Genomic DNA, 15,710 nt, shown 5'->3' on the forward strand with positions numbered 1-15,710 from the left:
CATATGTAAAATATAATCTTCGTCTATCATATCATTTCAAACCTTTTTCGGCGCAAATATGCGGCGGAAAAAAGAAAACCAACGGTCCGAAAGATCGTTGGTCAAACATCAAGCAACGTAGGCTAGTGGATATCGCGTTTTTTGAAGTTGCCTCCGCGCACTTCGGATACGTCGGATACGACGACAAACGCGCTGTGATCGATGTCCTTGATGATGGAGAGTAGCTTGGTTTCTTCCATGCGGTTAATGACGCAGTTCAGGATTTGGGTTTCCTCCTTCGAGTACCCGCCCCGGCCCGGGGTGAAGGTAACGCTTCGGCCGAGACGGGATTGAATCGCTTCCCCGAGCTCTTCCGATTTGCTGCTGATCACCTTGACGGACTTTGATTTCTCCAAACCAACTTGAATGATATCGATGACATTTTTGGCGATGTAATAGGTTAATGCCGAGTAGAGGGCGTTTTCCAGGCCGTAAATAAAGCCCGCGCCCGTAAAAATAAACGCGTTGATGACCAGGATAATGTCGCCGACGGAGAACGGGATTTTGCGGGAGAGCAGTACGGCGAGCACTTCCGATCCATCCATGGCGCCTCCGCTGCGGAGCACGATCCCGATTCCGACGCCGATCAGCAGCCCCCCAGCCAAGACGACAAGCAAAGGATCTTTAGGTCCCAATATCGGTTTGATGTGATGCATCAGCACGGTGGAAACCGACAAGGCCACGATGCCGATACTGCTCATAATCGCGAACGTTTTTCCGACCTGCTTGTAACCGAGGTACACGAACGGAATATTTAAAACAAACAGCAGAATGCCGAGGGAAATGCCGAACAGGTCGGAGCCCATGATGCTTAAGCCGGTAACGCCGCCGTCAATGACATCGTTGGGGATCAGCACGGCTTCCAGGCCGTATCCGGTAATCACTGCCCCGATGATGATCATGATCACCCTGCGAATCCATTCAAGTGTTTTATTTTTTTTCATAAGTTTGCTCCTTACGTTGTTGGGATTGTTCCAAATAAATTTTTGCGATAAAAAAAAGCCGCCGGGCTTCCAATTCCAGCCCCGTACGTTCAAAAGCTTCTTTCAACGCTTTAAGCGCAATCAGGATTAATGTGCAATTGATGACTTTCTGCGCGATCAAGCCGTGCAGCCCGTCGATCAGTTCGATGGAGCTGACGGGCGTATTTCCCGCCGCAGCCTTTTGTTTTAATGCATCGATTAGTTCCAGGACAAAACCTTTTTCTATATGCACCCCGCTTCCTTTTTGGTCAAGTTGAAGGAGCGGGTCCATCGCAAAGATGTTTTCCCGGGAATCCAGCATGACTTTGATGATCGCCTCGATGTAACGCAGCAGTTTGGGAATGACTTCATGCCAATCGGGACTTGTCCGAAACAAGCTTTCCCACGTTAGCGAAACTTGCTGGACCATTCCGAAATACAGCATGGCTGCGTCAAAGGAATACGGCTTGATCTCGGCCCCGTATATATCAACCAGTCTGGAGGACAGCCATTTTATTTGTTTGCCGATCAGCGCCGATATTTCAAGCTCTCCGCTATGATACTCCGACCATAACATTTCGAGGATGGGCCTTTTCTCCGGCAAAGACATCGGGACGGCCAATTGGTCGGCCAGCAGCGCCAGCTCGGAAGGGTATTCGCAGGCTTCCAGCTCCCTGCGGATCACCATGTCATCCTGATGGCTTTGCTCGAGTATCGCCACGATCACATCGCTTTTCGAGTTAAAATATTTGTAAAATGTGCCCTTTGCGACTTGCGAGGTTTCGAGAATCATCTGAATGGAAGTATGGGGAATTCCATGCTCCTTGAACAGTTCAAGCGCCGTGTCCATTATTAAATGCTTGCGGTCCCTCATGGAAACGCTCCTTAGATGTTTTAATGTATTTATTATATCATCATTAATGGGGTTAACCAAACCTCTAAAATTTAAAATGAACTTCATGTACAATTTAAAGTCGTGATTATCAATAAAAATTGACATGCCGTTTTTGATATTGAATTAAAATAGACATACCGTATAGTTTTGAGGGCGTAGAGGATTCTTTGCGCAACCGCGTTCCTTTGTTAAAATTTACTGGACATATTGTTAACCAGTGTAGTAATTTTAGGTTGACAATTAGGCGGTAATACTCAATTTTGAAGGGACGGGATCACTTGATGAAAACGGTTGGGCCGTGGGATATTTACGTTGCAAAGGCGCTCCAAGGAAATTGCCTCACGATGGAAGAGGGGCTGAATGTGCTTCAGGCGGAGGATGATGGGCTGCTCCCTCTGATGGAAGCGGCTTTTCAAATCCGAAAACATTATTTCGGCAAAAAAGTGAAGTTGAACATGATCATTAACGCCAAAAGCGGGCTTTGCCCGGAGGACTGCGGCTACTGCTCGCAATCGCTCGTCTCGGCGGCCCCGGTGGACAAATACACGTTGCTGGATAAAGAGAGCCTGCTCGCCGGCGCGCGCGAAGCGATGCGGCGCAAAGCCGGAACCTACTGCATCGTGGCGTCCGGCAGAGGGCCGACGGACAAGGAGCTGGAGCAGGTCGCGGAGGCAGTGAAAGAAATCCGGGAGACGATGCCGCTCAAAGTATGCGCTTGCCTCGGCCTGCTGAAAGCGGATCAGGCCCGGCGTTTGTCGGAAGCGGGGGTTCACCGCTATAACCATAATTTGAATACAAGCAAGGCGAATTATCCTTCCATCACGAGCACGCACACCTATGACCAGCGCGTTGAAACGGTGGAAACCGCCAAAGCTAGCGGTTTGTCGCCTTGCTCCGGCGTAATCGTCGGGATGGGGGAGACGGACCGGGAAATCGTGGAGATGGCGTTTGCGCTGCGCGAACTGGATGCCGATTCGATTCCGGTCAATTTTCTGAACGCCATCCCGGGAACGCCGCTCGAGCGCGCCGGGCGGACGCCGGCTCTTAAGGCGTTGAAAACGCTGGCCCTGTTCCGCTTCATTTGTCCGTCCAAAGAAATCCGCGTGGCCGGGGGCCGCGAAACGAGCCTCCGCTCGCTTCAGCCATTGTCCCTGTACGCGGCCAATTCGCTGTTCGTCGGCGACTACTTGACGACCGAAGGGCAGGACGTTACCCAGGATCACCGAATGATTGAGGATCTGGGCTTTGAGATTGAACTCACTGCGATTTAGCGCTTTGGAGGATGGCGCGGCTGCCCGTTTTCCATTAAACTGAATATGGAAAACGAAACCAACAAACGTGGTGATAAGCTTGTTTAACATTATGCTGATCGAAGACGACCGGTCTCTTTTTCAGGAAATCAAAGAACGGCTGGAGCAATGGTCCTACGGGGTGCACGGGGTCAGGGACTTCGGAGACGTGCTGCGGGAGTTTACGGCGATTTGTCCCGATCTGGTCGTCATCGACATTCAGTTGCCGAAATATGACGGGTTCCATTGGTGCCGGATGATCCGGGCTCATTCCAACGTACCGATCATTTTTCTGTCCTCGCGCGATCATCCGACCGATATGGTGATGTCCATGCAGCTGGGGGCGGACGATTTTATTCAGAAGCCGTTTCATTTCGAGGTGCTGATCGCCAAAATCCAGGCGACGCTGCGGCGCGTGTACGACTACAATACGGACCGGGTGGAACTGCGGACATGGCGCGGGGCCGCGGTGGAGTACGTGCGGAATACGATCCGGAACGGGCAGGGGACAATCGAACTGACGAAAAACGAAATGCTGATTTTAAAAATGCTGATTGAACGCAAAAACCGGATCGTCAGCCGGGAAGAGCTGATCCGGAGCTTGTGGGACAACGAGCATTTCGTCAGCGACAACACCTTGACGGTCAACGTGAACCGGCTGCGCAAGAAGCTGGAAGAAATCGGGCTGGGCGCTTATATCGAAACCAAGGTGGGACAAGGGTATATAGCCACGGAAGAGGCGGCGCCCCAATGATCCGGAAATTTCTGCGAGAACGGCTAAGTTGGATTTTGCTGATTGCCGGTTTGCAGCTGCAGCTGCTGTTTGTCGCCTTCATCGACAGCGAGATTCCATTTCTGCCGATCCTTTATATCGTCTTTTTGTCGCTGCTTGTGTTTGCCGTTTTTCTCTTTATGCGCTACTCGAAAGAAACGAGGTTTTACCAGACCCTTGCGGCCTGGGACGATACGTACGACCTGTCCGCGATCGCCCGTCCCGACAGCCCGTTTGAAACGATTGCGATGGACATGCTCTGCGAACAGACGGACAAGTACCGGAAGGAAGCTTCGGCGCATCTGGCCTGGCTGGAAGAGGAAAAGGACGAGCTGATGTCCTGGATTCATGAAGTCAAAACGCCGCTCACCGCCATGCAGCTTATGATCGATCGGCTGGAGGAAAGAACGCTGAAGTCGCAGCTGAGGTACGAGTGGCTGCGCATTCATCTGCTGCTGGATCGCCAGCTGCATCAGAAGCGGATCGCTTTTATCGAAAATGACCGGTATATTGAGCGGACGGCGCTGGAGCCGATCGTGCACAAAGAGATTAAGGATTTGCAAGCCTGGTGCCTGCAAAAAGGCATCGGTTTTGATGTGTCGCTAACGGCCAAAGAAGTGCTGACGGACGGCAAGTGGCTCGGCTTCATCCTTCGGCAGCTGTTGAGCAATGCCGTAAAATACAGCCAGGCTTCCGATATCATCGTTGAAAGCGGGGCGCTGGAAGGCCGGACCTGGCTGCGTATTCGGGATTTCGGCCGGGGGATCGATCCGAAGGATATGCCGCGCATCTTCGAGAAGGGCTTTACATCAACGGCGGCGCATCAGGACAATGCGGCTACGGGAATGGGACTATATTTGGCGAAAAAGGTCGCGGATTCGCTGTCCATACGCATTGAAGTCGAATCGAGCCCGGGCGAGGGGAGCGTTTTTACGCTGTATTTTCCGCAAAGCAACGATTTTGTAAGCACGCTGGGCATGTGACAACATTGTCACATGCCTTTGTGTTTTGTTCGGTCAACCGCAGGACAGGGCGGGAGGCGATTGGTTAAGATAGAGGCAGAACCAAAGGAGTGATGGAAAGTGGCGATATTGGAAGCCAGCAAAATTCATAAAAGCTATGGCAACAAATTCAATAAACAGGAGGTGCTGAAGGGGATCGACCTCAGCGTGGAAAAAGGCGAATTCGTCAGCATTATGGGGGCGTCCGGCTCCGGCAAAACGACTTTGCTGAACGTGCTCTCGTCCATCGACAAGGTCAGCCTCGGCAGCATCAAAATCGAAGGCAAGGAATTTACCGGCATGAAGGAAAAGGAGCTGGCCGAGTTCCGAAAGTCTCATTTGGGGTTTATTTTTCAGGAATACAATTTGCTGGATACGCTGACGGTCAAAGAAAATGTGCTGCTGCCTTTGTCGATCAAAAAAGTGTCCCGGAAAGACGCGGATCATAAATTCCGGACGATCGCCTCTGAGCTGGGCATTTACGAGTTAAAGGACAAATACCCCAACGAAATCTCCGGGGGACAAAAGCAGCGGACAAGCGCGGCACGGGCGTTTATCCATGATCCAAGCATCATTTTTGCCGATGAGCCGACCGGTGCGCTCGATTCGAAGTCGGCCTCCGATTTGCTGGGCAAGCTCAGCGAACTCAACCGGAAAATCGAAGCTACGATCATTATGGTCACCCACGATCCGGTGGCGGCCAGCTACTGCAGCCGGGTCGTCTTTATCAAGGACGGTCAGATTTACTCGCAACTGGTCAAGGGAGAAGAATCCAGGCAGGCGTTTTTTAACGACATCATCAAAGCGCAAGGCGTATTGGGCGGTGTCCAGGGATGAGCTTAACCCAATTGATTTACCGCAGTTTAAAGAAAAATATCAAAAACTATTACCTGTACGTCTTTGCGCTTATTTTCAGCGTCGCTTTGTATTTCGCGTTTGTGACCCTGCAATACGATCCGGCGCTTGATGAAATCAAGGGTTCCGTGAAGGGGGCGGCGGGATTGGCCGCCGCGTCGGTTCTGCTCGTTGTCATCGTGGCGATATTTCTGCTGTACGCCAACACGATTTTCATCAAGCGCCGCAGCCGGGAAATCGGATTGTTTCAATTAATCGGGTTAACGAAGGGGAAAATCTTCCGGATTTTGAGCAGCGAGAACCTGATCCTGTATTTCGGTTCCATGCTGGTCGGTATCTTCTTTGGTTTTTCCTGCTCCAGGCTGCTCCTTATGATCTTGTTCAGAATTATCGGCGTGGACGAGCAGGCCAAGCTCAGCTTTTCGCCGCAGGCGCTGCTGCAAACCGTGATCGTCTTCGCGGCCGTTTATTTGCTGATCATGCTCATGAATTATTTGTTCATCAAGCGTCAGAGCATCCTGTCTCTTTTCCGGGTCGCGTCCTCCACGGAGGATACATACCGGAAAATGCGGGCCTCCGAAGTGATTGCAGGGGGGCTCGGCATCGGGCTCATTCTGTTCGGATATAAAGTTTCGACCCGGTTGTTCAGCGGCGCTTTCACCACTACGAACGAACTTTTTATGGCGATGGTGCTGATCTTGGGTTCCGTCATCCTGGGGACGTATTTGTTTTATAAAGGTTCGGTCAGCGCTATTTTTAACCTGGTGCGGAAAGCGAAGGGCGGTTATTTGTCGCTGAACGAGGTACTGTCGCTTTCTTCGATTATGTTCCGGATGAAATCCAACGCCTTGCTGCTGACGATCATCACAACCGTATCGGCGCTGGCGATCGGACTTCTGTCGCTCAGTTATATCTCGTATTATTCCGCGGAAAAATCGGCCGAGCAAAGCGTGCCGAACCACTTTTCGATGATGGAGCCCGCGGATGTCGCGGCGTTTGAGCAGGCGCTTCGGCAGGCGAACATCGAGTACAGGGAAACCAAACGCGCCGTTCTTATGGTGGACGCCGACGTCGCCCAAGTTATCGGCGTCAGCACGCAGGACGGCGGCAACGGAATCATGACGCTTCCGCTCGTCAGCGAGAAGTCGGTGGACGGCGTGGACGTCGCCCCGGGGGAGGCGTTGTTTATGGGGTTAAACGATGCGATGACGCAGTTTATGGCGATCCGGCCGACAGGAGAACTGACGCTTAAGGGACAAACGGACGAGATCAAATTATCGCTGATCGGAATGGATAAAATGGCGGTCGTCTCCATTCCTTTTTCGGGCGGGGTGCCTACGGCCGTTGTGGATCAAGCGGTGTTTGAACGAGTGGCGAAGGACGTGAACCCGGATATCCAAAAGGGAACCTCCGTATATTACGGCATCGATATCGTTAACCGCGAACAAATGGATCAGGCCGACGAACTGTATAAAGGCATGGGCTTAGAAAGTCGTTCCGGCAATATGTCGCAGCCTGAGCTCATTACGAATCAAAAGGGCAACATGGGGCTGATCATGTTCATCGTCGCCTTTCTGGGATTGACCTTCCTGATCACTTCGGGCTGCATTTTGTATTTCAAGCAAATGGGCGAAGGGGAGGAGGAGCGGCCGAATTATACGATCCTGCGAAAAATCGGGTTCACGCAAGGCAATTTGCTCCGCGGCATTCAAATCAAGCAGCTGTTCAATTTCGGCATTCCGCTGGCCGTCGGCTTGTCGCACAGTTATTTTGCCGTCAAATCCGGCTGGTTCTTCTTCGGAACCGAACTGTGGATGCCGATGATCCTGGTCATGCTGCTGTATACGGGATTGTATTCCGTCTTTGGACTTCTGTCCGTTATGTTTTATAAGCGGGTGATTAAGGAAGCGCTGTAACCATAAACTCCGGTCCGGCAAGGGCCGGTTTTTTTGTACTTTCAGATTCGTGGATGCTTTTAACTTGCTTGGGGATCTATTGTCGTAGTTGACGATTGTTTCATTCATGGATATTATGGATATATATAATCTACAATATCGATTTAATTTTTAGGAGGAAACTCATCATGACAACCTTGCTTGATGTAGGCATTATCGGAGGCGGACCGGCCGGTTTAAACGCGGCTTTGGTTTTGGGCAGAGCGAGAAAAAGCGTAGTGGTGATTGACGAAGGCCGTCCGCGCAACCGGGTAACGGGCGAGTCACACGGGTTCTTGACCCGCGACGGCATCAAACCGGCGGAATTCCGGCGCATCGCCAAAGAACAGATCCAAACCTATCCTACCGTTTGCTTTGTGGAGGATACCGCGGTGAAATTGTCGGGGGAGGATGGACATTTTCAAATTACTACTGCACGGGGGGAGACGCTCCATACGAAAAAGCTGCTTATTGCCGCAGGAATGAAGGATGCGCCGCTGGACATCCCGGGCCTTGCCGACGTATACGGGAAAAGCGCGTTTGTGTGCCCTTATTGCGACGGCTGGGAAATGCGGGACAGGCCGCTCGCCGTGATCGTTCCCAGGGAACATACGTTGCATATGGCCAAAGTGATCTCGGGCTGGACCGCGCAATTTGCGATGTGCACCCATGGTCAAGGGGAATGGACGGAGGGGCACCGCGAGGAGCTTGAGCGCCGCCAGGTTCCCGTCTTCGATTTGCCGATCGAACGTATTGACTCTGAGGGAGGCATGGTACGGCAAGTCGTCCTGGAGAATGGCACGGCCGTTCCTTGCACTGGGATCTTTTTTGCGCCGAAGCTGGTGCCGGGTTCCGGCTTGCCCCAAACGGTGGGCTGCGATATGACGGAAGGCGGGGCTATGGTCGTCGACGATCTCGGCAAAACGAACGTGCCTGGGGTCTACGGCGCCGGCGATGCGGCCTCCGTCAAGTATCAGGTGATTGCAGCCGCCGCGGCGGGAGCTTTTGCGGGCATCGCCATCAATAACGAGCTCCAGGAAGAAGCCTGGAGCCGTAAGGAAGAGTAACTTGACGAAGTTATAGTGTTGAACAAAACGATCTGAAGTACGTGGGGCGGGCTAACGGAGCGAAATAACCTTAATTGGCTTGGACCATTTCGCCGAAATCAAGCGTTCCCGCCCCAAAGCGCCTGCATCCGACGGCTCACATATACAAGCTGGCCAACAGGATTCCCAGACTTTCCTCGTAAATTTCGTCAAATTGCGCGAGGGGCAGGGGATTGACCCCGCTGCCAAGCTCCACCGTAAACCCCGGCCTTCTCCAGTCCTGGATGAACCAGTCTTTGTAGCCGGCATAGCTTTCGACATACCGCACCGGTTCGTATCCGCTGACGCGGGCAAACTCGTTTACGATCGTTTCGGCATAGGGCGGTTCTAGATTTTCAAACCCCCAATAAATGACTTCACCCTGGGTATGAAAAGCCATTACGCGGGCAAAATCGCTTGCTCTCGTTAGATTAGCCATCGCGATCGCTTCCGGCTCGGTGAGCGGGGCGGTTCCCCCATAATCCCGCGGTCCGCGCTCCTGCGGATTTCTGGCGACTTCGCGTTCCCACAGCGCGGGGAACTGGTCGTTGAGGTCCACGCCGCGTATGTTCGCTTTCCACCCCTGGAAATCGGCGCTTCCGTTGTTGTAGGACAGCACATTGCTGCGGTATGGCTCCTGCTCCGGCAAGCCGTTTATGACCAAATCCACGCCGTCGGGATTAACCATGGGGACGACGGACAAGGTCGCCGCCTCATAGTAAGGCCACATTTGCAGCCCCCTGATCCCGGTATTGTTGGTTAATGCGAGCGAATAATGATTCAGAAACTTGATCAGGACAGGCGTCGTGATCCATTCGTTGGCATGGAAGGCCCCGTTGGCGTGAACGCGTTTGTTGCCTTGGCCGACGCGCAGCTCGGGCAGCGGTTTGCCCATCACGGAATTGCCGATATTGCGGTATCCGAGAAACGGATACAGATCCATAAGCCGGTTCAGATCGGAGCGAAGCGCGGCGTAATCGTACGGTTTTCTGACGTCCACCACAAACCAGGTGACTCGCAGCGGCAGCTGCACTCTCTGCCCGATCTCCAACCGGTTCGGATTGACCGACGGGTTCAGCAGAATCAGTATATCCAGCGAAATCCCCCGGTCTCTGGCCAGCTTCCATAGTGAGTCGCCGGGTTTGATTTGATATTCGCTGACCAGAAACCCCGGAATATTCACTTCCTGGCCCACAGCAAGATTCGCGGCGTCCACTCCGGCGTTGGAATCCACGATCAACTGCAGCGGCAGGTTAAACAGCTGGCTGTAATACCACAGCGTATCCCCGGCGCGAACTTGTATTCTCAAAAGCCATCCCTCCTAGACGTACCTTCCCTATCAGCATATGGGGGAGAAATGGGCTCCATGTCAGTTTGCATGATAACGGGAAGGATCGGCCTATAGTTTGGTGGTGGGGGAGGGGTCCTTGCCCTAAATAATCCGCCCGAGCATGGAATTCACGGAAACCGGGGAATCTATTCAAAAAGGAGGAGTCACTATGCCTAATGAGCGGATATCGATCGAAAAAGACGGGGACCCGCAAACTGTTTACGAGGATACGAGCCCGCATCTGCGAACCGGCTTTATGCCGGAGCAGCTCGACGTAACGGCCCTTCCTTCCGAGGAAGAAAGTCTGAAGCGGATCGGAAACGACCAGGCCCCGGAGTAATTTTGCAAGAACAGCGACTAGTCCGGTCGCTGTTTTTTATTTTCAATTATAAGCGGATGTGAACAAACGTTCCCCAGTTATGATATACTAAAATGGAAATTTGACGCTTGTCCATGAGGATGGAGAGTTTGCCATGGAAAATCGTTTGCGTTCCATTGAATTTGCGGAAATCGATTTGTGCGAAGAAGAGCCGGGACTTGATATACCGCCTAAAAAAGATACGGACCTGAGTCAAGCGTCCGCGGCGTCCATTCCGTTTTACAACCGTGAGCGCCATTTCGCCGAGGAGGCGCGGAAGCGGGTGAACGAACGGGGCGAGCCGGCGCCTTTCGCGCCGTTTATGAGCTATTGGCCGACCTACGAACATATGATGGAGTCGCAGCAGAGATGGTATTTTTACTGGCGTTCCGAAGTGCGCGCCGGGCGTTACCCCGATACGGATTTGTCCTACATATTTGTATACGTTTATGAACTGATCAACGGCGTTGGTTGGTCGGATCCGCCGGAAGGGTACAAGGAGCTCCACCGGATTTGGACTGCGTATGGCGGACGGTATCCGCAGCTAAATGCCTATTTGAAAGATTGGCTCGCCGATTTTGCGTTTGTGCACGCGCTGGATGTTCCGCTGCTGGAAATCATCACGCGCGGCGGAGGTTCGTATCCGGAGGATTTGTTGGATATGGAACTGCTGCGGCTGTTTAAGAAGCAGCCGTCCCAAATCCCGCTGGACCTCTTGCTTGCGTTAAGCGACTACGATTTGCGGCGCAGCAAATTTTATCAGGGGCCCGGCAAAGCGGATCTGGAGATGTGGGTCCCGCGGATTGTCGGGATGCTGGACGCTTTTTTGTGCAAAACGCAGGGGATCCGGCTGATCGACAAATTCCATCCCGGCCGCGAGCGGACGACCGAGCGGTATCTGTTCCGCAGCGCGGTCTACGACGATTCGCTTTACGGGAGAACGATAGCCCTTGGTACGGTCCCGTTCAGCAGCCATCGTCCGCTGCGAAAATGTATCACGCAAACGATCCGCTATGCCGAAAACCGATTAAGGGAATTAAGAGGATTTAGAGGACGCTTGAGGGGCGTCGTTATGGAGCCGGAGACGGCGCGCCTGATCGACCGCTTTCTGGAAAAAGAGTTCGCTGCGCAGACGGCCGCAAAGCCGCGGATCGAAATCGACGCGGAGAAGCTGGCGGCGCTTAAGCGGGATTCGGATTATGTGCGGAGCAGGCTGGCGATCGGCTATGAGGAAGGGGGCGAAACGGCGGCGGAGGCGAGTTCGGGTTTGGCCGCGGAATCGGGCCCGGAAGCGGATTTGGATTCGGAAGCAGCTTTGGACTCGGAGCACAATGCCGTGCCTGAACAAGAAGTCGGCAAGGAAGATGGAGAGAGCTTGGCGTATTGGGACCTGCCGCAGCTGGACGAGGATTGGACTTCATTCGCCGAACAGCTTGATTCGGCGCAGCTCGAAGCTTTGCTTGCCCTCAAAAGCCCTGCGCCCGATAGCGCGCTTGCCGCTGTGGCCGAAGCTTATGGCACCATGCCCGAGCTGATCCTGGATGAAATCAACCAGCTGGCGATGGAAACGATCGGGGACCTGGTTGTTGACGAAGGGCGGATTGTCCCCGAATATATGGACTTTTTTGCGCATTTGAAAGGAGAATTCTCGTGAATGAAGTGAAAATCCCCAAGCGGCTCACCACGGCGCTGGTCAATTCGCTCACGGCCGGCGTGGTGCCGCGGGTGGGGCTGGAGCATGTCGCGGTGGGGCGCCGGGCGGAAGTTGACGCCATTCTCAAAGACCTCGACAACATCGCCGAGGGCGGAGCGGCGTTTAGATTTATTACCGGACGTTACGGCAGCGGGAAAAGCTTTTTGCTGCAGACGATCCGCAACTACGCGATGGACCGGGATTTCGTCGTGGCCGACGCGGATTTGTCGCCGGAGCGGAGACTGGTCGGGACGAAAGGGCAGGGCTTGGCCACTTACCGCGAGCTGATGACCCATCTGTCCACCAAAACGCGCCCGGACGGCGGAGCGCTGGAAGCGATGCTGCAAAAATGGTTCGCCGCCTTGCAGCAGGAGGCGCTGCGGGAAACGGGCCTTAAGCCAAGCGATCCGGCTCTAAACGATGCGGTGGAGCAGCGGATTTTTGCGGTTACGGCGGAAATGCAGAACCTCGTGCACGGGTTTGATTTCGCCAAAGTGCTGGCCGCTTACTGGAACGGGTACAAGCTGGCCGACGACGACCGGAAGCAGGCGGCGCTCCGCTGGCTAAGGGGCGAGTACCCGACGAAAACGGAAGCGAAAAAGGAACTGCAAGTTGGCGTCATCATCGATGATGAAAATTGGTACGATTACGTCAAGCTGTGGTCGGAGTTCGCGGCGCGGATCGGATATCGCGGCCTGCTGCTGTTTATCGATGAAGCCGTCAATTTGTACAAGATTTCAAACAGCGTGTCCCGGCAAAGCAATTACGAAAAGCTGCTGACGATGTTTAACGATACGATGCAGGGCAAGGCGGAGCATCTGGGCATTTTTGTCGGAGGGACCCCGCAATTTGTCGAAGATGAGCGCAGGGGCTTGTTCAGCTATGAAGCGCTGCGCTCCCGGCTGATGGAAGGACGTTACGCCGGGAAAGGCTTCGTGAATTATTCCGGGCCGATCCTGAGGCTGGAGATGCTGTCGCCCGAAGAAATCCTGCTCCTCCTGCAAAAGCTGGTAAACATCCATGCCCAGCATTTTGGCTATGCGCCGTCGGTCGCGCAGCAGGAGATCGTGTATTTTATGGAGGCCGCCGTCGGCCGCCTGGGCGCCGATGAGCTGCTCACCCCGCGCGAAGTGATCCGCGATTTTATGGATTTGCTGCATACGCTGCGGCAAAATCCGGAGGCATCCTTCGAGCGGCTTGTCGGCGAGCATCAAGTGAAGCCGGCCGAAGCGGATCCGGACGAGGTCGACGGCTTTCTGGCGGAGTTTGAACTATGAGCGACAATCCTTTTTATCAGCTGGCCCCGTTTATCCAGGAGTTTATTTATAAGCGGAAATGGGAGACGCTAAGGGCCGTGCAAGTGGAGGCCTGCCGCATCTGCTTTGGGACAAGCCGCCATTTGCTGATCGCTTCGGGCACCGCGTCGGGGAAAACCGAAGCCGCGTTGTTTCCCGCACTGACCGAGCTGCACAACAGGCCGGCCAGCTCTGTCGGCATTTTGTACATCGGCCCGCTGAAGGCGCTGATCAACGATCAGTTCGCCAGGCTCAAGGATCTGCTGCGCGAATCGCGCATTCCGGTTTGGCATTGGCACGGCGACGTGCCGCAAGCCGAAAAAACGAAGCTGGTCCGGAATCCTTCCGGGATACTGCAAATTACGCCCGAATCGCTTGAGGGGCTGCTGATGAACCGCCCCAACGCGATTCCCGCGTTGTTTAAAGACTTGCGTTACATCATCATCGACGAGGTGCACGCCTTTATGGGGGTGGACCGGGGCATCCAGGTGCTGAGCCAAATCGCCCGGATCGAACGGATGGCCGGCGCCAAGCCGAGGCGGATCGGGCTGTCGGCGACGCTGAGCGATTACGAATCGGCCAAGGCATGGTTAGGAGCGGGAAGCAGCGAGCAGGTCGAGGTCGTATCCTCGGCGGGAGGGCGCAAGCTGCGGCTGCGGGTTGAGCATTTTTCGTTTCCCGACGCCCGTGACGAACAGCAGGCCGAGCAGCTGCAGAACGCCCGCAAGGCATATTACGAGTACATTTACGACAGCACGCATTTGAAGAAGGCGCTGATTTTCACCAACAGCCGGTCCGACGCCGAGCTCACGACGCTGGAAATGCGCCGGGTCGCGGCGAAACGCCATGAGCCGGACGTGTTTTACGTTCACCACGGGAGCATTTCGGCGATGCTGCGGGAAGAGGCGGAGAGTGCGCTGAAAAACGGCCCGGGACCGGCGGTGTCCGCGGCGACGCTGACGCTGGAGCTGGGGATCGACCTCGGGGAGCTTGAGCGGGTCGTGCAGCTTGGCGCTCCGTACAGCTCGTCCAGCTTCGTGCAGCGGCTGGGACGGTCCGGCCGGCGCGGTGATGCGGCGTCGGAGATGCTGTTCGTCGTCCATGAGGAAGAGGACGAGGATGCCCCGCTGCCGGCGCGCATGCCGTGGACGCTGCTGCGCGCGATCGCGGTGATCGAGCTGTACGTCGGCGACAAGTGGATCGAGCCGCTGGAGATCCGCAAGCTGCCGATCGGCACGATGTACCATCAAACGATGAGCATGTTGAAAAGCATGGGGGAAGCGGATCCGGGCGAGCTGGCGCAAGCGGTGCTGACGCTTCCGTCGTTTCGCCAGGTGAGCCCGGAGCAGTATAAAATGTTCCTGAATTATCTCCTGCAAACCGATCATCTGCAGTGGACGGAAGAAAAGTCGCTGATCATCGGCCTGACCGGGGAGAAGATCGTAAACAACTTCCGCTTTTACGCCGTCTTTCAGGATGACGAAGAACATGCGGTGTATAACGGCTCCGAGGAGATTGGCTCGATTACGACCGTTCCGCCGCCCGGATATTGCTTTACCCTGGCCGGGAAGCTGTGGAAGGTGACGGAGGTGGACGCGAAGCATAAGGCGGTTTACGTAAAACCGGCGATCGGCAAAGTGGATACGTTATGGCTTGGGGCAGGCGGTGACATTCACACGCAGGTCGTGAAAAAGATGCGCGAAGTGCTCGCCGGCTCGGCCATTTATCCGTATTTGTCCCCGCAAGCGGTGAACCGCTTGGAGCGGGCGCGGCGGCTGGCGAGGGAGACCGGGCTGGCCCGGCAAGCCGTCCTGCCGGCCGGCGGAGACTCCTTGTTCGTGCTGCCATGGGTGGGCAGCAAGGCGTTTCGCACCTTGGAACGGCTGCTCAAGCACCATTTGTCCGAACGTCTCGCTTTACGGTCCGTGGTCCCGATGGAGCCCTATTACATGATCGTTTCGGGCAAAAGCGATGCGCAAACGTTAATCGGGGAAATCGCAAGAGCTTGCCGGGACTGTCGTGAAGAGGACCTGCTGGCGCCGGAGGAAGCGCCTTACCTGGGGAAATACGACGAATTTGTCGCTCCGGAGCTCATCCGCCAGGCGTTTGCCGCCGACGGTCTTGATTTGCAGGGACTGCGGACAGGGCTCGCCGATATGCCGGAAGAGGAAGTATAGCGGGGTTCCTGCGCCTGAAAAGGAT

General features: G+C 54.6%; 13 protein-coding genes. 10 read left to right on the forward strand and 3 right to left on the reverse strand.

Going from position 1 to position 15,710, the window contains the following annotated elements:
• Positions 1 to 122 precede the first annotated feature (122 nt).
• Positions 123 to 983: a YitT family protein gene (locus DYE26_RS05220; RefSeq protein ID WP_036622786.1), complete on the reverse strand. Its 861-nt coding sequence runs from the start codon at positions 981 to 983 to the stop codon at positions 123 to 125.
• Positions 970 to 1,875 carry a TetR/AcrR family transcriptional regulator gene (locus DYE26_RS05225; RefSeq protein WP_051985424.1) on the reverse strand — a complete coding sequence of 302 codons (906 nt, stop codon included), beginning with the start codon at positions 1,873 to 1,875 and terminating at the stop codon, positions 970 to 972. The genes DYE26_RS05220 and DYE26_RS05225 overlap by 14 nt, the downstream gene beginning before the upstream one ends.
• Positions 1,876 to 2,177: 302 nt before the next feature.
• Here DYE26_RS05225 and bioB point away from each other — a divergent pair, with 302 nt between their 5' ends.
• From bioB to DYE26_RS05255, 6 genes are all read left to right on the forward strand, one after another.
• Positions 2,178 to 3,167 (forward strand): biotin synthase BioB, encoded by a 990-nt coding sequence (gene bioB, locus DYE26_RS05230; protein WP_036622788.1) that lies wholly within the window; start codon positions 2,178 to 2,180, stop codon positions 3,165 to 3,167.
• Between the two features lie 79 nt (positions 3,168 to 3,246).
• On the forward strand, positions 3,247 to 3,939 hold the full coding sequence (locus DYE26_RS05235) for a response regulator transcription factor (RefSeq protein WP_036622790.1): 693 nt from the start codon (positions 3,247 to 3,249) through the stop codon (positions 3,937 to 3,939).
• Positions 3,936 to 4,940, forward strand: coding sequence for a sensor histidine kinase (locus DYE26_RS05240; protein WP_036622792.1), 1,005 nt, complete (start codon positions 3,936 to 3,938; stop codon positions 4,938 to 4,940). Before DYE26_RS05235 ends, DYE26_RS05240 begins: the two co-directional genes overlap by 4 nt.
• Positions 4,941 to 5,039: 99 nt before the next feature.
• On the forward strand, positions 5,040 to 5,795 hold the full coding sequence (locus tag DYE26_RS05245) for an ABC transporter ATP-binding protein (protein ID WP_036622794.1): 756 nt from the start codon (positions 5,040 to 5,042) through the stop codon (positions 5,793 to 5,795).
• Positions 5,792 to 7,729, forward strand: a complete 1,938-nt coding sequence (locus DYE26_RS05250; protein ID WP_036622796.1) for an FtsX-like permease family protein — start codon at positions 5,792 to 5,794, stop codon at positions 7,727 to 7,729. Before DYE26_RS05245 ends, DYE26_RS05250 begins: the two co-directional genes overlap by 4 nt.
• 167 nt (positions 7,730 to 7,896) lie before the next feature.
• Complete coding sequence (locus DYE26_RS05255; RefSeq protein WP_036622798.1) at positions 7,897 to 8,814, forward strand: NAD(P)/FAD-dependent oxidoreductase; 918 nt, start codon at positions 7,897 to 7,899, stop codon at positions 8,812 to 8,814.
• Between the two features lie 136 nt (positions 8,815 to 8,950).
• On the opposite strand, the gene DYE26_RS05260 is transcribed toward DYE26_RS05255, so the two are convergent.
• Positions 8,951 to 10,141 carry a M14 family metallopeptidase gene (locus DYE26_RS05260; protein WP_036622800.1) on the reverse strand — a complete coding sequence of 397 codons (1,191 nt, stop codon included), beginning with the start codon at positions 10,139 to 10,141 and terminating at the stop codon, positions 8,951 to 8,953.
• Positions 10,142 to 10,331: 190 nt separating this feature from the next.
• On the opposite strand from DYE26_RS05260, the gene DYE26_RS33295 reads away from it, so the two are divergent.
• The 4 genes from DYE26_RS33295 to DYE26_RS05275 all read left to right on the forward strand — a co-directional run bounded on the left by DYE26_RS33295 (position 10,332) and on the right by DYE26_RS05275 (position 15,685).
• Complete coding sequence (locus DYE26_RS33295) at positions 10,332 to 10,502, forward strand: hypothetical protein (protein WP_155619415.1); 171 nt, start codon at positions 10,332 to 10,334, stop codon at positions 10,500 to 10,502.
• Between the two features lie 133 nt (positions 10,503 to 10,635).
• On the forward strand, positions 10,636 to 12,174 hold the full coding sequence (locus tag DYE26_RS05265) for a TerB N-terminal domain-containing protein (protein ID WP_036622802.1): 1,539 nt from the start codon (positions 10,636 to 10,638) through the stop codon (positions 12,172 to 12,174).
• Positions 12,171 to 13,490: an ATP-binding protein gene (locus DYE26_RS05270; RefSeq protein ID WP_036622804.1), complete on the forward strand. Its 1,320-nt coding sequence runs from the start codon at positions 12,171 to 12,173 to the stop codon at positions 13,488 to 13,490. The genes DYE26_RS05265 and DYE26_RS05270 overlap by 4 nt, the downstream gene beginning before the upstream one ends.
• Complete coding sequence (locus DYE26_RS05275) at positions 13,487 to 15,685, forward strand: DEAD/DEAH box helicase (protein ID WP_036622806.1); 2,199 nt, start codon at positions 13,487 to 13,489, stop codon at positions 15,683 to 15,685. Before DYE26_RS05270 ends, DYE26_RS05275 begins: the two co-directional genes overlap by 4 nt.
• Positions 15,686 to 15,710: the final 25 nt, after the last annotated feature.

The sequence above is a fragment of the Paenibacillus macerans genome, from assembly GCF_900454495.1.
GTDB lineage: Bacteria > Bacillota > Bacilli > Paenibacillales > Paenibacillaceae > Fontibacillus > Fontibacillus macerans.

Coding starts and splice junctions, on each gene's coding strand:
- DYE26_RS05220 (WP_036622786.1), bottom strand. CDS start 983: ATGAAAAAAAATAAAACACTTGAATGGATTCGCAGGGTGATCATGATC.
- DYE26_RS05225 (WP_051985424.1), bottom strand. CDS start 1,875: ATGAGGGACCGCAAGCATTTAATAATGGACACGGCGCTTGAACTGTTC.
- bioB (WP_036622788.1), top strand. CDS start 2,178: ATGAAAACGGTTGGGCCGTGGGATATTTACGTTGCAAAGGCGCTCCAA.
- DYE26_RS05240 (WP_036622792.1), top strand. CDS start 3,936: ATGATCCGGAAATTTCTGCGAGAACGGCTAAGTTGGATTTTGCTGATT.
- DYE26_RS05250 (WP_036622796.1), top strand. CDS start 5,792: ATGAGCTTAACCCAATTGATTTACCGCAGTTTAAAGAAAAATATCAAA.
- DYE26_RS05255 (WP_036622798.1), top strand. CDS start 7,897: ATGACAACCTTGCTTGATGTAGGCATTATCGGAGGCGGACCGGCCGGT.
- DYE26_RS33295 (WP_155619415.1), top strand. CDS start 10,332: ATGCCTAATGAGCGGATATCGATCGAAAAAGACGGGGACCCGCAAACT.
- DYE26_RS05265 (WP_036622802.1), top strand. CDS start 10,636: ATGGAAAATCGTTTGCGTTCCATTGAATTTGCGGAAATCGATTTGTGC.
- DYE26_RS05275 (WP_036622806.1), top strand. CDS start 13,487: ATGAGCGACAATCCTTTTTATCAGCTGGCCCCGTTTATCCAGGAGTTT.